We start from the raw sequence: 24,185 nt of genomic DNA on the forward strand, positions 1-24,185 counted from the left end.
CACTTTCGTTGTGTACTGTTAACTTCCTATCGCTTCCTTCAAACCCTGCCGTTGGCCAGCAACGCCCTTGCGATTCGGATTATCTTCCCCTCAATCAGGGTGATTTAGGCTTCTTTCAGCCTAATGGGTTTGCCAGCTTCGCTGGGCAAACAAAAAAGCGCCTCTAAAAATAGAGACGCTTTGGTTAGTGGTTATATATTACGTTAGTCGAATTACGCTAAATCCGCTTCTTCTATCAGCTGTTGCACTTCTGATTTTGGCTTGGCTTTGTTGCCGAAGCCTCGCAAGCCAACCACATGAACGTGCTCATGATCCTTGAATATCTTACGAACCAGTTTATAGGTTGTACCTTGCTCTGGGCTAATATTCTCAGGAGCAGCAATAAGTAGCTGCATGTCCAAACGATCACAAAGCTCAAACAAAGTATTGATTGACTTGGTATCCAGACGAGCGGCTTCATCTAAGAACAACAGACGACATGGTACGATGTCTTTGCTTCTTAAACGTCGTGACTCTTCTTCCCAGCTTTGAATCACCATCAACAAAATAGATTGACCAGTACCAATCGCTTCACCTGTTGATAAGGCACCAGACTCTGCTTGTAACCAACCGTCCGTTCCACGATTAACTTCAACGCTTAATTCTAGGTAATTACGGTAATCCAGTAGCTCTTCACCCAAAACTTGTGGTGAACGCTGACCCATATCAATATGAGGATTCACACGTTGGAACAGCTTGGCCATCGCTTCTGAGAAGGTGTAGCGCGGGTTTTCGAACAAGTCTTGATGTTGCTCTTTTTGACCCGCTAAACCGTTTAACAAGACTTCATGGCTTTCACGGATATTTACGTTTAAGCGAACGCCCTTCACCTGACCAAAGTTAATGTTCGACAAGCCTTGGTTAAGCATGCGAATGCGGTTCTGTTCACGTTGAATGGTTTTCTTAATGATGGCCGCTGCCGACTCAGAGCTGATCGCCAAACGATTTTCACGTTGGGTTAACTCTTCGGTTAGTCGAGCAAGCTCAACTTCCATTTCTTCAATTGCTTCCACAGGATCATCGGTGTGAATGATGTCTTGACGAATGCGAGCACGAAGGTGTTGATAAACCGCAATGTAGAACAATACCTTACGTTCAGGGCGAGCGTTATCTTCCGATGCTCTTAATGAGTCTCGTAAGTCTTCGTTATCTGACACGGCAAGACGCAACGCACCTAACGATTTATCCGACATTGAACGAAGGTCGTCTGCCGACATATAAGCCAGCTCACGACGATGCAAGCGACGCTCCACGTCATTTTCACGAGCAAGACGAAGTACAGAGCACCAACCGGCTTTAGCTGCAACGACGTAAGTTCTCAGCTCAACGTACTCTTTTTGAACTTTCTTCAAACGTTTCGCCAACGCTTTCATTTCTAGCTCTGTTGACGTAATCGTGCGTTCAAATTCACTCTTACGTGTGCGGGAACTGTGTAAGCGTTCTTGCAGTTCGTTACGACGACCGACTGCTCGCTCTTCTGAACCGGCATCGGCATTCACACCATACTCTTGCAGTTCCAATCGGAACTCTTGCATGGTTTCCGCTTTTGCTTGATGAGAGCTTTTTAATGATGCCAACACTTGGTTGTATTGGTTCATTTGCAATTGAGCTTGCTTGTAACCGTCACGGCCTCGTGTTCGAGCGCGCTCGGCTTCGACTAATTTGGCTTTCAGTTGATCACTCAGTTCGCTGCTCTTGTTAAGCAAGTCAACCGAATCTGAATACGCAAAATGGTGACGACGTTCGACCAAATCTGCCAGTGCAAATATAGTCGTTTTAAGTGACTGAAGTGCGTTGTCTGCAATGTCGTAACTGGCTTTTAATGCATCAAATTGTTCTGGGTCCGCTTCCAATGCATTAGCAATTTTCTCTAGCTGCTGTACGGCTTTACCATGAGACGAAACAAATGTTTTTGCTTCACCGAGCTGTGCAAGTTTACTTTCTACTTCTTCAAAGCGATCACTAAGGGTCTGATCTTCCATCAAGCCCATTAGTGGTGCTAACGAATCAAGTGATTTAAGTGCGTGTTTACTTGCCGTTAATAAAGCACGTTGAGTCTGTTCTTTATTGGTAAGTTCCGACAAAGTACGAGCAACTTGCGTTCGTTTATCTCGCGCTGTTTCCAACGCTTGCTCTGGGTCTGCTTCAAACGCCACCGCGATATGTTTAGCGACAAAGTTGTTATAGCTTTGGAACAGTCGCGAAAGCTTCTGCGAATCAAACGCTGCTTTTGCATATTGCTCTTGCACGTCTTCACGCTCACCACGTAGCAACTCTAAGCGTTGTTCACGAGCTGCACGGCCAAACAGTGGGATCTCAGGTAAGCGGGAGTAACGTAGTTGACGGTCGTTTAGCTGAACACACACCGCACCGTTAAGTTCGTCGGCATTGAAAGAGCTGTCGTCAAAGGCATCAATGTCTCCTTCGATAATGTACAAATCTTCTGGGCAGTCATCTAACTCAATGAGCTTTTCTTTAATACCTTCAAGATCAGACACAACAATTGCGTGACGAGCGGGCCCATACATAGCGCTGAAATACGGCGCATCTTCGATCGTGATGTCATCATAAATTTCTGAAAGTAATACGCCACCAACGGTATCTTCCAAGCCTTTAAGACGAGGATCGTTTGAACCGCCAGGTGATGCTAAGCGTTCGATGTCTTGATCCAGTTGGTTACGTCGCTCAGCGAATTTGTCTTTGGCTAGCGATTGTGTTTTCTCTGACTCAAGTACTTGCTGCATTTGCGACATGACAGCATGGCTATCGTAAAGATCAGCGTCTGACTGTTCTTTCAGTTTTTCTAGCGCGTCATTTGCGGCAATCCAAGCTGGAGCGATGGCTTCTAGCTTATTAATTTCCGCATTGGCGTCTTGCTCCGCTCGGCGTAATTCACTGCGCGACTCTCGAAGTGACTCTTGTTCATGCTCCATTGACTCTACACGAGCTGAATGGCGCTCACGCTCTTCTTCCAACGCCAGTTCGTCTTCAAGTTGTACTTGATGCTGTTTCTGATACTCGGTAACAGATTGAGCTACTTGACGTTGCTGATGAAGACTGCGCTCAAGATCTCGATATTGAGCTTGCCACTGCTGCTCGTTTTGCAACAATTGCTGTGCGTTTTGATGTTGGCGTATTGCTGATTTTGCGTGATGAGAAGCTTGTGCACGATCCACGTCACCGGCAATGCTTTTCACCAAGGTATAAGCGCGTTCAAACTGCTCTACTGCCGCTGAAGACATATCAAGCTTGTGTTTTACCGCTAACAGTTCAGATGTTTTGTCTGCTTCGGATTGCTGCAGTTCACCAAGAAGCGCTTTCGCGTTGTCTGGGGTTAAATCGTCAAACTTAGCGAGGGTCTTGGCTTTTTCCAGTGCCGTTACCGCTTGCTGGTATTGCAATGCGCGAGTTTGCTGCACATCCAGAGCTTGTTGGTAGTCAGCCAATTGAGATTTCAGGCTGTCTACTTCTTCTTCCGATATCTGTGCTTGCTCTTCCGCCATCATCACGCGTTCTTGCGCTTCTTCAACCACCATCATCTGTTCTTCAAGACGCTCGCTGAGTTCTTCAAGATCTTCTTTATAACGGGCGATTTTTTCTTGCTGACGCAGGGCGTTTTGAACCAGTTGCAAATGATCCGATGCTGCTTGGAAATCTTGCTCTAGGCCAGTTTCTTGCTCCACCAGCATTTCAAGTTCTTCTTGAACGCGGTTCAGTAGGCTATTTTGTTCTAGCAGCTTTTCGCGAGAACCAAACAGTTCACCACGAAAACGCATGGTTTGATCAAGCTTATTACGGCGCTCGTTGGCATGACGCATGTAATCCGCGGCTACATAGTTGGTAGACTCGGTAATTAAGTGCTTAAAGAGATCACGATCCGATTGAGTGGTTTTAATTGCTTCCAAGGTCATGCGGTTTTCACGCAGAGCCGATTCCATGTCTTGGAACGCTTTTTTCACACCACCATTTTGCGGTAATAAGTAATCTCGAAGTGAGCGTGTGATTGCACTAGAGATACCACCGTACAAAGACGCTTCAATCAAACGATAGAATTTTGAACGATCACTGGTGTTACGAAGCTTCTTCGGTAATACGCCAAATTCAAACATTTGAGAATGGTATTCAACCACTGATGAAAATGCTTTGAAAGACACACCTTCGTATTGGGCAACCGCTTCTTTTACTTCATTGATCTGACGAACACGCGCATGTTTATCTGACACACTTTCTATCAGGATGTCCGTCGGCTTAACGTCGCTCGGCAAGCCTTGAATAACAAACGGCTTAATGTCGACTTTTTTATCACGACCCGCTACCTGCTGTAGCTTTACGCCGAACAATAGGCGTTGGTTACGTGAGTTAACGACATCCAACGCTGCATAACAGGCGCCAGGTTGCAGTTTACCGTAAAGCCCTTTATCACGGGATGCTTGAGAGCTACCCGCTTCGGTTGTATTTCTAAAGTGCAGTAAGCTCTGATCAGGGATCAGCGCCGTAATAAACGCTGCCATCGTGGTCGATTTACCTGCACCGTTACCACCGGAAAGCGTAGTAACCAAGCCATCGATATCAAAAGTACGAGCAAAGAAACCGTTCCAGTTGATCATGCTTAGTGATTGATACTTGCCTCTTTCAATCATGCTTCGCTCTCTACTTCTTGTTCATTTGAATGTTGTAATTGATCTTGTGCTTGTTCTGAATCGTCCAGTAAGCTTGCTTGATCAGGTTCTTGTTGATGCACAACCGCTTCGCCATCACGGATCAAACGTAATTGAGCTTCGCGTACGTCATCCCCAACGCGCACATCGGCACCAAAACGGAAAACCGCTTCACTGATGCGGAATTTACCACTTTCACCAATTGGCATGGTCATACCGATGCGTCGTAAACGGCGTAAAGAGGTGCGTACTTTCTCAAGCAATTTTTCTTTGTCTAAATCTGAGCCTGATGCACGGTTAGTGACCAGCTTCATGAGTTTTTTCTCGTCTGCAAGAGACAACAACTCTTCGTACAGTTCGTGATTAGAGAAAATACCTTCATGTGCCAATCTTTCAGGGCTGAGGTATAAGAAACACAGTACTTTACCCACCAGCATATCCATCTCTGACAAAACGCTTCGGCCAATCAAAGAGGTTGAACGCGGACGAAGATAAAAGAAACCTTCCGGTGCTTTCACTAATTCCGCATTATATCGTTGGTAAAAAAGCGCCAACTCTGTTTCGAAATCCATCAATAACGCGTGGTTATCCAGATCTTCAAAAGAGATATGACGTCCGCCACGTAACGCACTGTCTAGTGCAGGAAACAACGGGTTGGAAATTGCTTTGGCCAGTTTCTCTGGCATGTATTCATCAGTATTTGTCAATGACATTTGCTTGTACCTTTGCGCCAAATTCGTTAATCGCTTGCCAATCCGGCTGAATCGCTCGGTAATCAGATTCGGAATACCCTAATCTGACGGCTTGGTCGACAACAATTCTCGCTAAATCAAAATGATGAGCGTATGGGTGTGTTGAGAGGTAATCTCGCAAAACCCGTCCTAGGTCAATCGGTGTTCCTTGATCTTTATGCTGGCGTAGCATTAAGGCGATACGCTCAGACAACTCATCATTTACTTGTTCAAATTCTTCATATTCCACTTCAGGTGGAACGTGACCCGTTACTTCATCGTCACGCAGGATCAGTGCTTCATCACGTAAGTCGCGCAAGCGTTCTGCATCCGCATAGGTTAATAACCACGGAGCGTCGAAGTAATCTTTCACCGACTGACGTAACCTTTGGCTAAATGCGCGGTTTTTGTCCATGTCGATGGCGGTTCGGATGAACTTATGAACATGGCGATCGTAGCCAATCCATAAATCTATCGCTTGTTGTCCCCAACTCACGATACGATCCAACTTCATCTGTAAACCATATAAGGTTTCTTCGATGAAGTTTAACTCTTCTTTGCCATACACCAATTCTTGAATATCAAGTAACTGACTTTGCATTTCATCGCCCGCAGCTTGCAAGGTATCTTGCAACTCTTTTAGCGTGTCTGAGGTTTCATTAAGTAAAGCCTCACAGCTGTTAATGGCCTCACGCCAATCTTGAGTCAACAGTGCCGCGATTTGATCTTTTACATTCTGTTGCTGTTCGTCCATCACTCGTTGGTTAAGGTCGATCTGGTCGAAGATCTCCCCCACCGAGTATTTCAAGACGCCGTAAACGTTCTTCTGCCAATGGCCTGCCGTCCCGCCTTCTTTGGCTGCGGTAATGGCTTTTTCCATCTCATCCGCCACCATGGATAGCTGAATCGACAAACGCAGCTTAGAGAATTCTCTATGGCGAACGTAGTAGTCTGTGATCCCTATTGCTAATGGGCTCAAGCGATAGATGCTTGCACCTTCATTCAACTCACTGGTAAAGCGGCTCAGTAAGCGCTGTTTTACCAATTCATTGATGGCGTTATTCGCTCGAAATGCCGAGGCATCTCCAGACTCTTCAAATAATCGAGTGACAATGGCAAATGCATCATGCAACTCTCCTTCGCCCAACTCTTCATCAAATCTTTCATTACTTAGCACCGCTAAAGCAATCAAGAATGCTAAACGTTCCGTTGAAAGGTTTAATGAAAAATCGTGCTGCTTTACCCAACCCACCAGCTCATCAAGCGGTTGTTGTGCAACATCTTGAGTTGTATCACTCATTGTAAATCCTGTTATTCAACTTTCTTCTTCGCCCACACGTGTATGTACCGGCCAAGTGAGAGATAGGGTTCTTGACGACATAGTTGACGCTCAAGCTCCAGTATATCTTCGTATTGATAATCGCCCTTATATTCCATTTGACCAACATAGTCATGAAAAGAACGAATACCTGATTTCCCGCAGATCTCAAAACCAGCCTCTTCTATCCATTGATAGACTTGTTCCGGCATTAAGCCTTTTTGAGGCTGAAGCTTGAATCTACGTCGGTGTGGCATCCCTTCTAATATGTGCGGGATGTTGCCACAAATAACGTTTTTGAGCACTAACCCATGATGGTTATAAAACATCACCGAAGCGACACCACCCGGTTTAACTTGCTCCAATAGTGTTCCTAACGCCTCTTTTGGGGAAGCTAACCACTCCATTACGGCATGAAAAATCAGTAGGTCAACAGGGGCATCTATGTGCTCACCAATATCCTGCACCGCAGAATGAACCAGCCGATACTGCTCAATCAGCTTATTCTTTTCAATATCTGCTTTCGCTAGCTTCAACATTTCCGAAGATAAGTCACATAATGTGATCTGGTGTCCGCGTTGTGCAATTTTTTGGGATATTTGCCCCAATCCACCACCAGCATCAAGTACATTTAAACAATGTTTTTTATCATTAAGGCTGGTAAGTGCTAATATTAAATCTTCCCAAACAATGGTTTGACGGACATCGCCCTTACCCGATTCGTAAATATTTTTTACGAATTTGTGGGCAATATCGTCGAAATTACGGTCTTCAGTCACTGCTGCTTAGGTTATGATGTGTATTCGTGCCGCTTATTCTGTCACAGGATAAGAAGTAATAAAGACTTGTTCGCCTTTTTCCTAACCAAGTGATGATTTTTCGGACTATTTAAGTATGTTTGAGCTGAAAAAAGTGTTTTCTGCATTGTTAATGCCCCTTCCTGCGTTTCTGATCATCGGTCTATTTGGCCTTTTGTTAGTCATGTTCACTATGCGCAGAGGTACTGGTTGCCTACTGATATTTTTATCTTTTACCGGAATTTTCTTGGCATCATTCCAACCTGTCGCGCAATCTCTTCTGATGCCAATGGAGCGCCAACATAAAGGTTTCTTACCGATTGATGAGCCCATTGATTATGTCATGGTACTTGGTAATGGCCATATTGTTGACGACGATATTCCTCCAACGTCAGAGTTGAGTCGCACGGCCCTAATGAGGTTAACGGAAGGTATGCGCATCCTTCGCATGTACCCTGGTGCCAAACTTATCCTATCGGGATACGCTGGCGGTTCAGAAATAAGCCATGCACGTATGATGGCAAAAGTGGCTTTGGCTTTAGGGGTTTCGAAAACCGATATCATTTTGCTTGAATCGGCGAAAGATACATGGGAAGAAGCAAGACAAGCGGCCGTTTTCGTCGCGAACAAAAATCTCGTGCTCGTTACCTCTGCGAGCCACATGAGCCGAGCTTTAGTCGAATTTGAAGATGCGGGTATTTCTCCTTTTCCAGCACCAACCAACTTTTTAGCGTCCAACGCGGATATGCAGCCGTGGAATCAATATCGCCCTAGCTCCCAATACTTAGAGTGGACGGAGACCTACTGGCATGAAAAGTTAGGGACTTGGTGGCAATCTCTACGCGACTTCGCAGTCGACAGTAATGCAAGTGCGAATTAACGCCTAGAAAGGTATTACGTTAATAAATAAAAAACCGAGATAATCATCTTAATGCCACTCGCTTAAGAGCGAGTGGCATGTTTATTGGGGTATCGGGCTGGCTTTTTTAAAACCGCTCTGGGGTATGGTTTCCTTTTCCGTTTCTTGGGGAGAATAAGCCGCTTCCCATTGTCCCTGAGAGCTTTTAAGTTTTTTGGTATCGCTCCTGGACTTCGAGTGTCGCTCGCCCAAATCATCTCATCCATAATCAAAAATAAGGCATTAATGAAGCTGATCCGTAGAGGCTCAACTTCATGTTGTTTAGCCATCTCAGCCATTTCCAGCCTCACGATGTTATAGCTGGTTAATATTCCCCATAGCTCCTGATATATCCCGACTTTTTTCTTACTTCGTAATGTTGGTTTGTTTTGTAACTGATACTGCTTTAGTTCGCCGTAACTGCGTTCGATTTCCCAACGCTCCCAATACACTTTAACTAAGTCATCAAACAGATAGCGCTCAGGGCATAAGCACGAAGTAATGAAGCCTTTGATTTCACCTTTAGGGGTTGGAATTAGAATAAGGCGTGCTTGCCATCTCTTGCCAAGATAGGGAGTCTGCTTTTGAGCTTGTGGTGAAACAGGCATCTCAATGAGATGATCATAATCAGTATAACTCTCGATTATGTCATAGCGCATTTTGGTTTTGATTGGTGTTAACCAGTGGCTGTTACTGCTAGCACCCTGCCAGCTGGTAAATAACTCCGCAGAAGTGAACCCTCTATCAAAAAGTGTTAATGAGTCATCTGGTGCTGACCCCACAAGTTGTTGGGCATATGATATTTCACTGTTTGTTACTGGTCCAAAAGCAGCATCGGACACAAGGTGGCTACGTGTAGACATTAATGTTACTGCCAACACGCTTGGAAATGATGCACCTTTTTGAGCAAACCCAAAATGCTGATTTTCTTCGGTATTGTGAGTTTTGAAATACGTTCCATCGACACTAAGAAGCTTTAAGCCACAAACTTCGTCAAAGTCTGATTGTTGCTCCCACTGTTGGGCTGTAGTTTTAAATAAGTAACGCATAGGTTTATCGCCGAGGCGTTCTTTCCCCTTGATAATACTGCTTGTTGCCATAGGTGTGAGTTCACCATCTACATCAGGGAATGCTAACTCCAACTTGTCGCAGACATCTTGAATGGAGCGATTACGTTGGAGCCCAATCCCTAATACTAACCAAACAGCTTGCTCTGCGGGGAGGCGTCGCTTTCTGAGCGATACTCGTCCAGTTTGTTGAACAGCTTCTTCAACCCATTCCCAAGGAATGTGTTTATTAAACACATCGATTGGACGTTCGTGGCAAAACTCTGCGGTAACCTGTAACTCTTTTGAAAACTCAGACATAATCGAGTAGGGTGAGGCGTCTCCGCCTCATCCCTCTCACAGAACCGTACGTACGGACCTCGTATACGGCTCATGCACATTTCCATTCAGCATAATGGCTGAACACATATCCTGTCCTAACGTGTTCAAGATTCACTAATCCAAGGTCGTTAAACCATTGATTTGGCATCGAGTAACTGGCTAATGGACTCGCAGCATTTCTCCAACTATCCATACAGATATACCTGAATGACCCTTCGTAACCTAGCTGTCTTAGCCTGCGGTGGAGTCGGGTCGGTTTTTTCCATAATCGTAATTGGACGCTGCGAAGTCTTCGCCTTAACCACGCGGCCAGTTTCTTAAACTCCCTGTTGGCATTCGCTATTCGAAAGTACTGGCTGAACCCTCTCAGAAGTGGATTCAGTTGTTTAATGACTTCTAACAATGGCTTACCGCCATTGCGTCTTGTCACTCGCTTCAACTTTCCTTTGAACGTCGACATTTTCTTTGGCTGAATACGGCTATAATGGCTACCGATTTCTATTCCAAGGAATTTCACACCTTCGCCGCTGTGCGCTATGTGTGATTTGGTTTCGTTCACCGTTAACTTGAGCTGTTTTTCCAGGACCTTCGTTGCCTGTACTTGCGCATTTTCTGCACCTTTACGGCTGCGACAGAAGATCAGTATGTCGTCGGCATAACGGACTATTCGATGTCCTCGCTTTCGCATCTCTTGATCAAACGCATCCAGATAGATGTTCGCTATCAGTGGGCTTATTACTCCACCTTGCGGACTACCTATCTCGGTATGCTGCCACTCTCCATCAACCATTACGCCACTTTTCAGGAACTGTTTGATGAGCTCCAGTACGCTACTGTCTGTGACTCGTTTCTTAATGCTTTTTAGAATAAGCTCGTGGTCGAGCTTATCGAAGCACTTCGATAAGTCCATATCTACGACGTGTTGCATTCCGTATCGACGGATGAACATCGTCGCTTTGTTTATAGCATCGTGACAACTTCGATTCGGTCTATACCCAAAGCTGGATGGGTGAAACTGCTCTTCGAAGATTGGGGTTAATAGATCATTTAGAGCTTGTTGGACAACTCTATCCCGTACTGTTGGGATCCCAAGTAATCGCACCCCACCATCATCTTTCGGTATTTCTACCCGTCTGACGGGTTGAGGGGTGTATCGCTTGGTTTTGAGTTCCAGAAGAAGTTGATCTAGGTTATCACTCAGATTTTGGGCGTAGTCGCTTAGGCTCTGCCTATCTATTCCGGCCGCGCCTTTCGCTTTCCACACTTTTTTAAATCCTTTATAGAGTCGCTCTTTGTGGAGCAAGTGACCATATAAACTGTAGTAAACTCTCAACTTTTTCCTTTAGATTGTGTGCCGTGTGGGGACAAATGCTCTCTCACAGTGTTGGTGTATTTCACTCCACTCTCTAGCCTTCTAGCTCAATGGCAATTTACTAGAGTGAGTCAGAGTTACTCCCTTGTACGGTTTCTCGCTTCAGTGCTTTGCTTTCACAAAGACCGAGACGGAATACCTCGATAGCTAATCAACTTGTATACCACTGAAAAAAAACATCTGCTCATCACAGACTTAAAATGTACTTCATCCCTTCGCAACACCAGATTGCTTTTGGCAAAATGTTGTCCCATCAGACGTGTTACTGATGGTCAGCTCAGTTTTATCCTCCACACCATTACTGGGCTTCACCGGCCGAGCTTTACTCACTACTACGGATTCATCTGCCACCTCGCACCAACATAGATCTTGGCTCTCGCCTTGAGTTTATGCTTCCGACGTTTGCTCGGATGTGGTGTCAGGCTTCCCCAGTTACTGCACTGGCTCCCTGTTAACAATGCCACCCTCAAGCACAATCTAGGTCTGATTGAGTATCGGGCTTCACGCTATTTTGCACGCTTACCCACCTAAATTGCCGAATCAGGTTCACTTTCGTTGTGTACTGTTAACTTCCTATCGCTTCCTTCAAACCCTGCCGTTGGCCAGCAACGCCCTTGCGATTCGGATTATCTTCCCCTCAATCAGGGTGATTTAGGCTTCTTTCAGCCTAATGGGTTTGCCAGCTTCGCTGGGCAAACAAAAATCGGCCGTAACTTACGTTACGACCGATTATGAGGCCTCTGGAGGATCGTTCAAGTAGCTAAACGATCGGCATTAAGATAATCATCTCGGTTTTTTTATGGCTCATTTACTAGAAGGGCTCACGAGGTCAATCACCCGCAAACATATAGCCTTCACCATGAACCGTTACGAAGATTTGTGGATTTTTAGGATCCTGTTCCATCTTGGCTCTCATTCGACGAATCAATACGTCGATAGTACGATCGTTAGGGGCGTCGACACGATGGCTGATCATATTCAAAATCCGTTCACGACTTAACACTTTGTTCGGATAAGATGACAAGGCAACAAGCAATTCGTACTCAGCCTTTGTCAGCTTGACCGGCTCTCCATTGCAACTTAATGATCTTCTTTGAACATCAAATGTCCATTCACCAAAACGCACAAGTTGTCCTGATTCTTCTTTTTGAATATCACGTGAAGAAGCTTCCGATACTAACGAAATTCTCCAAAGTAAATTCTTAACCCGAACGAGTAATTCTCGCAATTCAAAGGGCTTGGTAACGTAATCGTCTGCGCCCATCTCCAAACCAACAATTTTATCAATGCTGTCTGTACGACCGGTAACCAGTATGATGCCAATGTTAGACTGGCTACGAAGTTCTCGCGTCAGCATTAGCCCATCTTCGCTAGGAAGGTTAATATCTAGCATCACCAAATCTATGGAGTACTCACCCAAAATGGCACGCATCTGTTCGCCATTTTCAGCTTCGCTCACGGTATAACCTTCATTTTGGAAGTAACCCGCCAGCTTACTACGTGTGACCACATCATCTTCTACGACTAAAACGTGATAGCTCATCTACACCACTTATAATATTTTTATCTACACTCTCTATTTATTCTATTCACAATCCGTTACATATCTAGCGAATAGACTAAAATAACCATTTTTTTTAGCTTTTATTGATTCAGAGCAACCTTGACAGCCTGGGTTAATAATCAGCAATAAGCTTTCATTATTTAACATATTTTGGATTAGTTCTGTTCATCTTAATCCGTTAGAATCACCTTGTCAGTTCTTTATGAGAGTTATCCCTATGCAAGAAGCTAAAGCGTTCAACGAAAAACGGGCAGAGATATATTGGTGGCTATCGAGCCTATTTGCGCGTGAACTAACTGAAGATGAATTAACGGCGTACCATACAGCTGAGATCAGAGGCTTTATTTCTGGCTTAGGTGAAAACCCTCAGTTAACAGAGGCGACATCCGCGCTGATTAACTCGCTTAACCAACTGCAAGACCGTGCCGATGTTCAACTAGAACTGTCCGCCGACTTTTGTGGTTTGTTCTTAGCTACCGCCAAAAATGCGGCACTCCCTTATGCCTCCTTGTATATTGGCACTGAAGGTTTGTTAAACGGTAAACCTGCTCTGGCAATGGAGCAACTGATGAAAGACAAAAACATTACCAAGCAAGAAGGCTTTAATGAACCTGCCGATCATCTCGCATTAGAGCTCGACTTCCTTGGTAACCTAATCGTGCGTTCTAACGAAATCGACAATGAAAACGACTTTGAGTTGGCTTTACTGGAACAAAAACAATTTATCGAACAACACATGCTGACTTGGGTTCCATCATTTAACGCAAAATGCCGCCAATTCGATGAATTTGGGTTTTATGCCGCAGTAGCACAGCTGTTGCTTGCCTTCCTTAAGCTTGATTGTGAATACATTTCAGGCGAGCAGTAAAAGACATCTAGAGGGTCGAAAATACGGCCCTCTCCCTTCATTTTGGTCATCTCTCGTTATCATTTTTCATTCCTGAATTCACTGTTTTAATGAATACATCGTCGTTTTGAAACAAATAACGTTGTCAGAGTGTTTGAATCGGTCTAAAATTGTGATCGCAAACGATAAAATATGAAAACACGCCAGTTCCATGAAAACCGCCTATATTGAGCGGTTTTATTTTTTGCATTAATTATATTTGGTCAGCCCTCCATTAAACTAATACTCATACGGTGCTGACTCGACAGGAAATTTTTATGGCCACGATTAAAGATGTTGCGCGTATTGCCGGTGTATCGACTACTACGGTTTCACATGTAATTAATAAAACTCGTTTTGTTGCTGAAGCAACGCAAGAGCGAGTAAACAAAGCAGTAGAAGAACTAAATTATGCCCCAAGCGCTGTCGCACGCAGCCTTAAGTGTAATACGACCCGTACGATCGGCATGCTAGTAACTCAGTCTACCAACCCATTTTTCGCCGAAGTTGTCGACGGTGTTGAGAGCTACTGCTACCGTCAAGGCTACACTTTGATTCTGTGTAATACTGGTGGTATCTACGAAAAGCAACGAGATTATATCCGTATGCTCGCTGAGAAACGTGTAGACGGCATATTAGTCATGTGTTCAGATTTAACGGAAGAACTTCGTGGAATGCTTGATTCTCACGCTGACATTCCAAAAGTAATCATGGACTGGGGCCCTGAAAGCTCTCATGCAGATAAGATCATCGATAACTCTGAAGAAGGTGGGTATCTAGCAACGAAATACCTAATTGATCACGGACACACAGACATCGCTTGTTTAAGTGGCCACTTAGACAAACTCGCCTGCATCGAGCGTATAGCCGGTTATAAACGCGCTCTAGCCGAAGCAAACATTGAGTTCCAAGAAGATCACATCATTGAAGGTAATTTCGAATGTGATATGGCGGTTGTCGCAGCGGATAAAATCATTGCTATGGCACAACGCCCAACCGCGGTTTTTTGCTTCAATGACACCATGGCTCTTGGACTCTTAAGTCGTCTTCAAGAAAAAGGCCTGAGCGTTCCTGACGATATCTCTGTTATTGGTTACGATAATATTGAAGTCTCTGGTTACTTTTCACCGCCACTCACCACGGTACACCAACCTAAACGTCGTGTTGGTAAAACAGCTTTTGAGATCTTGCTTGAACGCATTAAAGATAAAGAACATGACAAACGAGTGTTTGAAATGCACCCCGAGATTGTTGAACGTCAATCCGTCAAAAGATTAATCTAGCAAATAGCAGATTAATTCATATTTAATGGCCCTTGCTTCATATGCGAGGGCTGTTTCATATTGTAGGCACTCTTATTTGAACCAATGTCACATTAAGAAACCTCAATTGTGATGTTTGTTCCGATTTTTCACTATGATTTTATTGTCACGCACAGGGCAAACTACTTGAAAAAGTAGGACGCAAAACTTCCGGCCTAAATCAATATGTATTATTGGTATGGTAGTGGGGTCGCCGATGGCAAATATGCAAAATTTATATAGCTACCTTGTGGCTTATATAACACTCGCATAGTTTTGCTCACTTCTCGGACCTGATTTTGGTGACGTTGTTTCTAAACCGAGATTATTAGCATGGATAAACCGATATTAAAAAACTCACTTAAGCTATTTGAGACTTTAGGGAAGATAAAATCTCGCTCTATGTTTGGTGGCTTTGGTGTCTTTGCAGACAATACTATGTTTGCTTTGGTCGTAAACGATACTCTTCACATAAGGGCTGATGCAGCCAATGCGCTGACATTTAAGCAACAAGGTCTTCAGCCTTATGTCTATAAAAAGCGTGGTTTTCCCGTCGTTACCAAGTATTTTGCATTACCTTTTCAGATGTGGGAAACGCCTCAAGATATCCTCGATATTGCACTTAAGGCTCTCACGGTTGCAAATACCGAAAAGCTCAAGCAAGCCGAGGTGAAACCAACTCGTTTAAAAGATTTACCTAACCTGCGTTTAGGTACTGAAAGAATGCTTAAGAAAGCCGGAATCAATAGTGCCGACGATTTACGCACTCACGGTGCAGCTAAAGCTTATCAAGCAATTAGCCAAACGCACACCGGAGATGTTGGATTCGAGCTATTGTGGGCGCTTGAAGGCGCTATTAACGGCACACACTGGTCAGTCATCCCGAAACAACGCAGAGACGAGCTCATCGATCAGCTAAATTAGGTCGACATAATATGAACAACAAAAAACCGCGAACTGACAAGCTCGCGGTTTTTTTTGTATCAAATGAAAGTTTTATCCTATTTCCTCTGTCATACTTATTAAGATTTATACAACTTTTCTAAACAGGACGTAAATATGAACAAGAAGATCATTTTAGGGATAGTCTTCATCGCTGTAATCGTGGTATTGGCGATCAATTTTGGTCCACACCTAACGCTTGAAAACGCTAAAGCCCAACAAGTTGCTTTAGGTGAGTTTATTGAAAACAATTTCATTGTTTCAGCGTTAAGTTACTTCGCATTATACGTATTAGTCACCGCCTTCTCTGTACCCGGAGCTACCGTAATTACCCTACTCGGCGCCGCACTATTTGGTTTTACCACCGGACTTATCTTAGTTTCTTTCGCCAGTACGCTTGGCGCAACATTGGCGTTTTTGAGTAGCCGCTATCTACTACGCGACTGGGTACAAAATCGATTTGGCGCCAAGTTAGAAACCATTAATGAAGGGGTTAAGCGAGATGGGGCATTCTACCTATTTAGCCTACGCTTAATCCCTGTTTTTCCATTCTTCTTGATTAACCTCGTCATGGGATTAACACCAATAAAAACGCTGCAATTCTATTTTGTAAGCCAACTCGGCATGCTCCCTGGCACTGCAGTATTTATCAACGCAGGCACGCAATTGGCTCAAATAGAAAGCTTATCCGGTATTGTCTCCCCTACTGTTCTATTATCCTTCGCATTATTGGGCGTTTTCCCAGTCGCCGCTAAGTGGATCATGGGGAAAGTACAGTCGTCTGTACAAAAAAAAGCCAGCTAGCAGAACGATAATAAAACGAGAGAGAGTATGAAATTATTTTCCGCCACAATCCCGCCGGAAGCGCACATTGTTTGCGAGCTACTCAAGACGCAAGGGATAGAGTGTGAAGTTCGCGGAGAAGGCTTGTTTGGCCTTCAAGGCGAACTGCCTTTCGGGGAGAACAGTGAGCCTTATGTATGGTTGTTAAATGAAAGCCAACACCAGCTATCATTAAGCCTCATACAGCAATATTTGGACTCAACGTCTAATGGGCAAACGCCGTGGTTGTGCAAACAATGCGGCGAGTCGATTGAACCGCAATTTTCTTGCTGTTGGAATTGTGGCTCACAAGATTTGTAGGGAATGATTAGGGCTAAAGGCTAAGTAAAGCAGAGAAAGCAGAGAAAGCAGAGACGGTACTCAGGTTTGGGGAAAAGAGTACCGTAACGTTATGAACAAGCGTGCTGCTGAATAAAGGCGATTGATTGCCTGTTAAAGGCTTCCGGCTTTTCAACATTACAGACGTGACCGCAATTTGGAATCTCGATCAACGCACTTTTCTTGTGTACTTTTACCATCTCTTTTACCGGTTGGATAAACATGTAGTCTTTATCCCCCATAAGATAAAGCGTCGGTATAGGGATATCTTGCTCTTTAAAGTAACGCATTAACGGATTCACATCCGCAGCCAAGGTATACCAGCGTTTGAATTCCTTTTGGCATAATTTTTTTGCTTCTCGGATGAATAAATGCCGTGATTCTTTTTGACTACGCTGAGGCATAACGATATAAGCAAATAAGCGATACAGCCACATATATGGCAAAATATTCTTGCTCCAATCCCCCAGTTTTACCAAGGCTTGAGAGCGAGCGTTAAACCGTGTTACCGCGCCACCAAGTACCATACTTGATACTCTTTCAGCTGCGATTTCAGCGACATTGCGCACGATGATCGTTCCAAGAGACATTCCGACAAAGTGCGCTGATTGGATCTTTAAATGATCCATGACTTTCAACACATCCTGCGATACATCTTTGAACGTGTAGTCGCTATTAATGATGTCTTTTATAAGCTGGTGTGAACGACCGTGTCCACGTAGATCCACCAACACTAAGTTGAAGTGCTCTCGATAGGCTTTGATTTGTTTAAACCAAATAGATGAGCTTCCGCCCGCACCATGGACGAATACCACCCAGTGTTTACTCGTTGGGTGAAGGTAAGTTTTATGGAACAGCAAGGCGTCAGACATTCAAATATGCTTATCTATTTATTTTAGTACTTATATTGATTGCAAAATACTACCACATATAAAAGGCAGTGTAACAGCAATGCCTAGGTGCATAACCTAGTACCGAAGCTTTCACGCGCTACATATTGATCACTTTCAAATTTAAGTTACTCATTTTCTTATGTCTTTCAGGTTAACGAACCACAATTCATACCGACTTACTTCGCCAACCATATTGCAACAAATTGCGTCATTTCGTGATATCTAGAGCGATTAGGCTTACTGATATAAAAAAGGCCTCGCAAGGAGGCCTTCTAATAGGAACATTGGTCGTTCTATCTTAATGCAGCGCGGTACATCTCATCGTACAGCTTAGCCGAATCGATCCAGCTAAAGTCTGTGTTCATGGCATGTAACTGAACGCGTTTCATTTCATCAGGTTGCTGAAGATACAAAATCAACGCTCTTTGCATAACCGCTAACAACGCGAGAGGCTCTGGCTCGTCGAAGCTAAAACCTGTTGCTTGTTTTGGGCTCTGATCATAGTCCACCACTGTGTCTTTAAGGCCACCGACCGCACGTACGATTGGCAATGTTCCGTAAGACATGCTGTAGATTTGATTCAAACCACACGCTTCAAACTCTGAAGGCATCAAGAAGAAGTCCGAACCTGCTTCAACTAAATGAGCTAGACGGTTATCGTAAGCTTCGATAAAAGCGAATTTAGTCGGAAACTGTTTCGCCACTTGATGCAGTTGCTGAGCCACTTCTGGTTCACCCGTACCAACGATAACCAACTGGACGTCATTACGAAGAAACTGCTCTAAAATTGGCAATATGTAGTGGAAGCCTTTCTGATGCGTCAGACGGCAAACCATACCAAATACTGGCAATTTTTCTGTTTGTAACCCGACTTCTTCTTGCAGACAACGCTTATTCAGCGCTTTGCCTTTCACCATACTCGTTAATGTTGGCTTGTAATTAGCAGGTAAGTGTTTGTCCGTTACCGGGCTCCACTCACTGTAATCACAACCATTAACAATGCCGTATAAGTCAGCACTACGATGAACAAAATCATCGACCATTCCGTGTGAACCAAGCGGTGTCATTAGTTCTGCAGCGTAGTTGGGACTGACTGCATTTACTTTGTCAGCAAAGGCAACGCCTGCTCTAAGCATACTGACATGACCATAACCATATTGCAGGTGATCCATTCCCGACAGATTAAGCTCTGGGATGATCTCAAGCTCATCGTAAGAATAAATACCCTTAAAGATGGCGTTATGTACTGTTAACACACTACGAATATGCTGATAACGCTCATCATGCTCATAACGTGTTTTTAGTAAGAATGGTATTAGCCCTGTATGCCAATCATTTGCATGAATGATGTCTGGATTAATGCCCAGTTTTGGCAACATATCTAGACAAGCAGAAGCGAAAAAGCCAAAACGTTCGCCGTTATCGGCATAAGCTTGATTCGCTTGCGCATAGAGTTCAGGTCGATCAAAGTACTTGTCGCACTCAACCGCATAAACATCCACACCATCAAGCGACAACTTGCGGACTTGATAGCCAATATGAGGCCAAAAATCCAACTCTGTAGAGAGGACAACTTGCGCGTCCGACTTACCTGGCAGTTTTTGATACGCAGGAAGTACAATCGCAACCTCGTGACCTAACCCTTGAAGCGCTTTCGGCAGAGCCTTAGCCACATCGGCTAAGCCTCCACTTTTGATCAAGCCTTCAGCTTCAGATACTGTAAACCAAATGTTCAATCGATCCATCTTAGAATCCAACTTTCATCCCTTTCTTAACGACAACAATGCCATCAGGAGAAACATGGAATCGTTGTGCGTCTAGTTCTAAATCTTCACCAATAACGGTGCCCGGTGCAAACTCAACATTCTTATCAATGATTGCGCGGCGAATTTTACAGCCAGCGCCTACTTTAACATCACCTAACAAGATTGACTCGCTGATCATTGAGCCACTAGCAACATTACTGCGATAGCCAAGTACAGACTTGTAGATATCAGAGCCTTGAACGTAACTACCACCTGAGATCAAACTATCGGTAACTTTGTTTACCTTGTTTTCATCAACGTCAACAAAAGTTGCTGGCGGCAATGGTGGGTAGTATGTATGCAACTGCCACTTACGGTTATAAAGTGAGAATTGAGGATCTTTGTCTAGTAGATCCATATGAGCAGACCAGTATGAATCGATGCTACCTACATCACGCCAGTACGTTGTTTCTTTCTCACCGCTGATTTTATTGGTTGAGAAGTCGTAAACGTACACATCACCTTGAGGGAACATTTTCGGGATAATGTCTTTACCAAAGTCATGGCTTGATGCTTCGTTGTCTGCATCTTCACGAAGTTCTTTACAAAGAGCGTCTGTCTCAAAAATGTAGTTACCCATAGAAACCAACGCTTCGCCTGGAGAACCAGGGATTGATTTAGGGTTTTGTGGTTTTTCTTCAAAACCAATCATCTTGCCGTTTTCGTCTACTTCAATAACACCAAATTCAGAGGCCTCAGATAAAGGCATACGAATTGCTGATACTGTTAAGCTTGCTTCTACTCGTTTGTGGAAATCAAGCATTTGGCGAATATCCATTTTGTAGATATGGTCAGAGCCAAAAATACAAACTTGATCAGGGTCAGCCAACTCAACGAAACGGATGTTTTGGTAAATAGCATCTGCTGTGCCTTCATACCAACGTTTACCGTCACGCATTTGAGCAGGGACTGTATCAATGAATCGATCCGTAATACCGGATAGGTTCCAGCCTTTTTTCATGTGAAGGTAAAGTGATTGCGATTTGAACTGTGTTAACACGTAAATACGCATTAAATCAGCATTAACGAAGTTGTTTAGAGCGAAGTCAATCAGACGGTAGCTACCGCCAAAAGGAACCGAGGGTTTACTGCGTGATTCCGTTAAAGGACGAAGACGTGAACCTTCACCACCCGCAAGAATCATTCCTAGAACACCAGCCATTTTAAATCTCCATATTTATAGTTTTTTGACATCTGTGTTAGCAACTAGGTAAATAGCGCATGTTAAGTGTCTAGGTATTGACGTTTATACCTAGCGGTACACTCACAGGCGCTATCAAAGGGAAAGTTGCCCACACAGTGAGCTCAATTTGTTATAAATGGAGAAAAAAGAGGCACTTTGGTGCATTTTCAATCCATTGAGCAAACCAAGCGAATAATACATATCCAATATCTATTAATTTTTATTTTTTCGTACTTTTAATTATATTTTACAGAGTACGCTTTAATGAAGCCTTTGTAGCTAAATTAATATGCAATTACAATCACTAATTCAAGAATTGTGACAGGTCTTACCACGTATATTTATTATGTAACAATAAGGTTTCAATTGTGTTACGTGATCTTCGTTTTATCATATCTAACAAGGCGACATTTCCTTTCTGAGTATCAATTCCAGCTCTGTTGGGGGGACTGGCTTACTAAATAGGTAACCTTGGCTATACTCGCACTGCCTTGCCACGATATAGTCGAATTGATTCTGGGTCTCTACACCTTCAGCGATAACACTCAAACTCAACCCATGTGCGATTGAAAATATCGCATCAAGCAACATTTCATTATCATTTTCACCCACTTTTGCAACAAACGAACGATCTATTTTCAATTTAGTCAATGGAAGTTCGTTCAAATAACTAAGGCTTGAATAGCCAGTACCAAAGTCATCAAGTGCGATCTTGATCCCAAACTCTTTTAACTCCTTAATCTTACCGATGACATCCGTATGGCTAGATAAAAGTGACGTTTCCGTCACTTCAAGGGTCAATAAGTTCGGAGACAACTGATAGTGTTCACAGAGGGATTTGACCTGACTGACGATTTTTGCATCGTTAAGTTGAAGAGCGGATAAATTCACAGCAATGTCTTTCAACATAACGCCATTAACGTGCCACTCTTTCATTTGGGAAATGGCTTTTTCCAATACCCAATCGGCAGAATCAAGCCTGATTCTTCTGCCACAGGGATAAACTCAGCAGGAGAAACCATGCCTCGAGTTGGATGATTCCACCTAATAAGAGCCTCTGCCGACTCGTAAAGGCCTGAGCCATTACTTTTTATTGGCTGGTAATAGAGCTCAAATTCGTTGTTTTGTAGCGCCGTTCTTAATTCTGCTTCCAATTCGAATTGGGCACTGCCTATTTCGGACATGGTTGGGTTATAGATATTGACCGGACCACCGGCTTTCTTTTTAGCAAAATAGATCGCGAGGTCAGCACAGCGTATTAGATCCCCAGCGGTCTCGTAGCTATCTTCCGTTGAACTGATCCCACAATGAAGCTGTGTAGAATAAGAACCTGTTCCCAATGTCAGCGGCAGTGCCAGCTTGGAACGAAGCTCTTCCACTCTTCTCAGAACGTCTACTTTAGCGGTGTAGGGAATCACGTATATGAACTCATTGCCTCCCCAACGAGACAACAGCTCACCCCGTTGAAGCGGCAGGTTCATTCGCTCGGCTAACTCGACGAGCAACATATCTCCGTACTCATGACCATAATGATCATTCACCATCTTAAAGTTCTTAATGTCGAGTAACACAATAGAAAAATGGTAGTTTTGGATAATTCGTTCGGAAATATACTGAAGAATTGAATACCGGTTAGGTAGGCCCGTTAAACTGTCGTACTTAGCATAGTATTCAAGTTCTCTTTGATACTCTACCTGCTGTGTTACATTCTCGAACATCCCTAAAATGGCAATAAGGTTTTCGGAATCATCATAGATTGCAGAAAAACGCCATCGCAGTACTTTTTCTGCATTGACACCATCCTTAAAACTTACCTCTGAGGTTTTCATACTTGATTTGCCATTTCGGTATAACTTCAAGAATGATTCAATTGCCCAGAAGTGATGCTTAATATCGGCCTCTAGTTGGTCTATTTTTCTATTTTTGACCCGATCAAACTCTACGCCGAATACACGGATACACTCCGCCGACCAACGCTGAATTCTTAGGTCTGGATCCCATTCAACGACACCGAAAGGAGAATTATCTAATAAGTTGTTAAGCCTTTGATATGCAGTACTCAGTTGGAGTTCATTTTCAATAATCGTGTTTGTTAGCCGTTCTTGCTCGCGGATGACTTGGGTAAACTGCCTGTAGAACCCAGACAATTCATCTAGACTTGGGCTTTTTTTGTTATCGCAGCGTTCGATGTAACGTTTTGATGCCGTCAACAAGGCGTAAACCGGTTTAAGTACATTTGATGCAAAACCCCACCACAAAAGGGTGATAAATACGCCATAACCCGCCACTAAACTCACCATTGCCCTTAATGCGGATCGTCGAGCCATCTTGTATGACTCTTCCGTCGACAATGAAACAACAAAACGAGCGTTAGTATCGCGATTATTAATAAGCAACGGCATACTGACAGCCAGCCGATTCATACCTGCTGAATCGACAAAGCCTTTGACCAGCTCAGCCTCTTCTTCCACCGTATCACCAGAAAACAAGCCTGGTAAATCTGCGTTGTAATTTTCACCGTCAGATGCAATGACCTTTTTGTTAGCGTCGACTATTAACGCAATCGCATCTTTTGGCAGTTCTAATGTGGTCAGCCTATGATTCCACCACTCAAGTGACAGTACAGCAACTGCGGCTGCGATCACCTCTTCGTTTTCATTTAACACTGGATAGGCAAAATTGATCGATGCAATACCGGTTGCTCGATCTTGTTGAAACTGCCCAGCAGAGAAAATACGATCTTGTATCGCTTGCTGGAAATATAGTCGGTCTGAAACGTTTACCGCTTGAGACATGTTTGTTGCGTTACAAAACAGGTTCCCATCGGCAAGGGGAATACCAATATTTACGATGTAAGGGCTCAACCGCTGCCATTCCTTTACCGCTTTTTGACACTCTTTTGAACGTGGATTCTGTACTTGTGGCCGAATACTGATGGCTTTGAGAAGATATTCCGTCGAAGAAATGAGTTCAATTTGATCTGCAAGTAATATTTTAGTGAAGGCGTATGCCTGACGTGCGACCCTCTCCTTCTCTTGAGAAAACTGATACCAAATATTAGTAGTGATGATCAAAACGGCTGGAAGCAATGCCACTAAGGTGATCACGACTAACCGTGTTTTCAGCGAACCTTTTAGCCTCACCGTTTCCTCCTAACCAAATAGACCTCTCCAAGCTCCTCTACCGCGGAGCTAGATTACAAGATGACGTTGTTAGTATTATTATTTTATAACTTTAAGATTAGGAGAT

Annotated in this window: 16 protein-coding genes, 1 pseudogene and 1 riboswitch; of the genes and pseudogenes, 6 read left to right on the top strand and 11 right to left on the bottom strand. The window is 43.8% G+C overall.

Features of this window, described 5'->3' with window-relative positions; genetic code table 11:
• Positions 1-212 precede the first annotated feature (212 nt).
• Genes mukB through cmoM form a run of 4 tightly spaced genes read right to left on the bottom strand, consistent with a single transcriptional unit; the run spans position 213 to position 7,525 of the window.
• On the bottom strand, positions 213-4,679 hold the full coding sequence (gene mukB, locus VTAP4600_RS07590; RefSeq protein WP_102522242.1) for a chromosome partition protein MukB: 4,467 nt from the start codon (positions 4,677-4,679) through the stop codon (positions 213-215).
• The gene (gene mukE, locus VTAP4600_RS07595) at positions 4,676-5,410 is read right to left on the bottom strand and encodes a chromosome partition protein MukE (RefSeq protein WP_172443092.1); all 735 of its coding nucleotides are present in this window, start codon (positions 5,408-5,410) and stop codon (positions 4,676-4,678) included. The genes mukB and mukE overlap by 4 nt, the downstream gene beginning before the upstream one ends.
• Complete coding sequence (gene mukF / locus VTAP4600_RS07600) at positions 5,391-6,728, bottom strand: chromosome partition protein MukF (RefSeq protein WP_102522244.1); 1,338 nt, start codon at positions 6,726-6,728, stop codon at positions 5,391-5,393. Before mukF ends, mukE begins: the two co-directional genes overlap by 20 nt.
• A gap of 11 nt (positions 6,729-6,739) precedes the next feature.
• Positions 6,740-7,525 carry a tRNA uridine 5-oxyacetic acid(34) methyltransferase CmoM gene (gene cmoM, locus VTAP4600_RS07605; RefSeq protein ID WP_102522245.1) on the bottom strand — a complete coding sequence of 262 codons (786 nt, stop codon included), beginning with the start codon at positions 7,523-7,525 and terminating at the stop codon, positions 6,740-6,742.
• Between the two features lie 115 nt (positions 7,526-7,640).
• Between cmoM and elyC the strand changes: the two genes are divergently transcribed.
• Positions 7,641-8,423, top strand: a complete 783-nt coding sequence (elyC, locus tag VTAP4600_RS07610; protein ID WP_102522246.1) for an envelope biogenesis factor ElyC — start codon at positions 7,641-7,643, stop codon at positions 8,421-8,423.
• Positions 8,424-8,485: 62 nt separating this feature from the next.
• On the opposite strand, the gene VTAP4600_RS07615 is transcribed toward elyC, so the two are convergent.
• From VTAP4600_RS07615 to torR, 3 genes are all read right to left on the bottom strand, one after another.
• Entirely contained in the window at positions 8,486-9,808 is a 1,323-nt protein-coding gene (locus tag VTAP4600_RS07615; RefSeq protein WP_012397019.1) for an IS4 family transposase, read from the bottom strand.
• A gap of 70 nt (positions 9,809-9,878) precedes the next feature.
• Positions 9,879-11,162 (bottom strand): group II intron reverse transcriptase/maturase, encoded by a 1,284-nt coding sequence (gene ltrA / locus VTAP4600_RS07620; protein WP_102521018.1) that lies wholly within the window; start codon positions 11,160-11,162, stop codon positions 9,879-9,881.
• A gap of 868 nt (positions 11,163-12,030) precedes the next feature.
• On the bottom strand, positions 12,031-12,744 hold the full coding sequence (gene torR / locus VTAP4600_RS07625) for a two-component system response regulator TorR (protein WP_102522247.1): 714 nt from the start codon (positions 12,742-12,744) through the stop codon (positions 12,031-12,033).
• A gap of 238 nt (positions 12,745-12,982) precedes the next feature.
• On the opposite strand from torR, the gene torD reads away from it, so the two are divergent.
• The 5 genes from torD (at position 12,983) to VTAP4600_RS07650 (ending at position 17,037) form a co-directional block, all read left to right on the top strand.
• A complete protein-coding gene (gene torD, locus VTAP4600_RS07630) occupies positions 12,983-13,633 on the top strand; it encodes a molecular chaperone TorD (RefSeq protein ID WP_102522248.1) in 651 nt (216 codons plus the stop codon).
• Between the two features lie 296 nt (positions 13,634-13,929).
• Positions 13,930-14,934, top strand: a complete 1,005-nt coding sequence (gene purR, locus VTAP4600_RS07635; RefSeq protein WP_102522249.1) for an HTH-type transcriptional repressor PurR — start codon at positions 13,930-13,932, stop codon at positions 14,932-14,934.
• Positions 14,935-15,079: 145 nt separating this feature from the next.
• Positions 15,080-15,171: riboswitch (cyclic di-GMP riboswitch) on the top strand.
• A 114-nt stretch (positions 15,172-15,285) separates the two neighbouring features.
• The gene (locus VTAP4600_RS07640; protein ID WP_102522250.1) at positions 15,286-15,876 is read left to right on the top strand and encodes a TfoX/Sxy family DNA transformation protein; all 591 of its coding nucleotides are present in this window, start codon (positions 15,286-15,288) and stop codon (positions 15,874-15,876) included.
• Between the two features lie 135 nt (positions 15,877-16,011).
• Positions 16,012-16,698, top strand: coding sequence for a TVP38/TMEM64 family protein (locus tag VTAP4600_RS07645; RefSeq protein WP_102522251.1), 687 nt, complete (start codon positions 16,012-16,014; stop codon positions 16,696-16,698).
• Positions 16,699-16,725: 27 nt separating this feature from the next.
• On the top strand, positions 16,726-17,037 hold the full coding sequence (locus VTAP4600_RS07650; protein ID WP_102522252.1) for a putative signal transducing protein: 312 nt from the start codon (positions 16,726-16,728) through the stop codon (positions 17,035-17,037).
• A gap of 89 nt (positions 17,038-17,126) precedes the next feature.
• Here the strand turns inward: VTAP4600_RS07650 and VTAP4600_RS07655 are convergent, their stop codons facing one another.
• The 4 genes and pseudogenes from VTAP4600_RS07655 to VTAP4600_RS07675 form a co-directional block, all read right to left on the bottom strand.
• A complete protein-coding gene (locus VTAP4600_RS07655) occupies positions 17,127-17,927 on the bottom strand; it encodes an alpha/beta fold hydrolase (RefSeq protein ID WP_102522253.1) in 801 nt (266 codons plus the stop codon).
• 314 nt (positions 17,928-18,241) lie between these two features.
• Positions 18,242-19,693, bottom strand: a complete 1,452-nt coding sequence (gene glgA, locus VTAP4600_RS07660; RefSeq protein WP_102522254.1) for a glycogen synthase GlgA — start codon at positions 19,691-19,693, stop codon at positions 18,242-18,244.
• A gap of 1 nt (position 19,694) precedes the next feature.
• The gene (glgC, locus tag VTAP4600_RS07665) at positions 19,695-20,915 is read right to left on the bottom strand and encodes a glucose-1-phosphate adenylyltransferase (RefSeq protein WP_102522255.1); all 1,221 of its coding nucleotides are present in this window, start codon (positions 20,913-20,915) and stop codon (positions 19,695-19,697) included.
• A gap of 417 nt (positions 20,916-21,332) precedes the next feature.
• Positions 21,333-23,731 (bottom strand): annotated as a pseudogene (locus tag VTAP4600_RS07675) (bifunctional diguanylate cyclase/phosphodiesterase).
• Positions 23,732-24,185 lie beyond the last annotated feature (454 nt).

Source organism: Vibrio tapetis subsp. tapetis, from assembly GCF_900233005.1.
Classification (GTDB): Bacteria; Pseudomonadota; Gammaproteobacteria; order Enterobacterales; family Vibrionaceae; genus Vibrio; species Vibrio tapetis.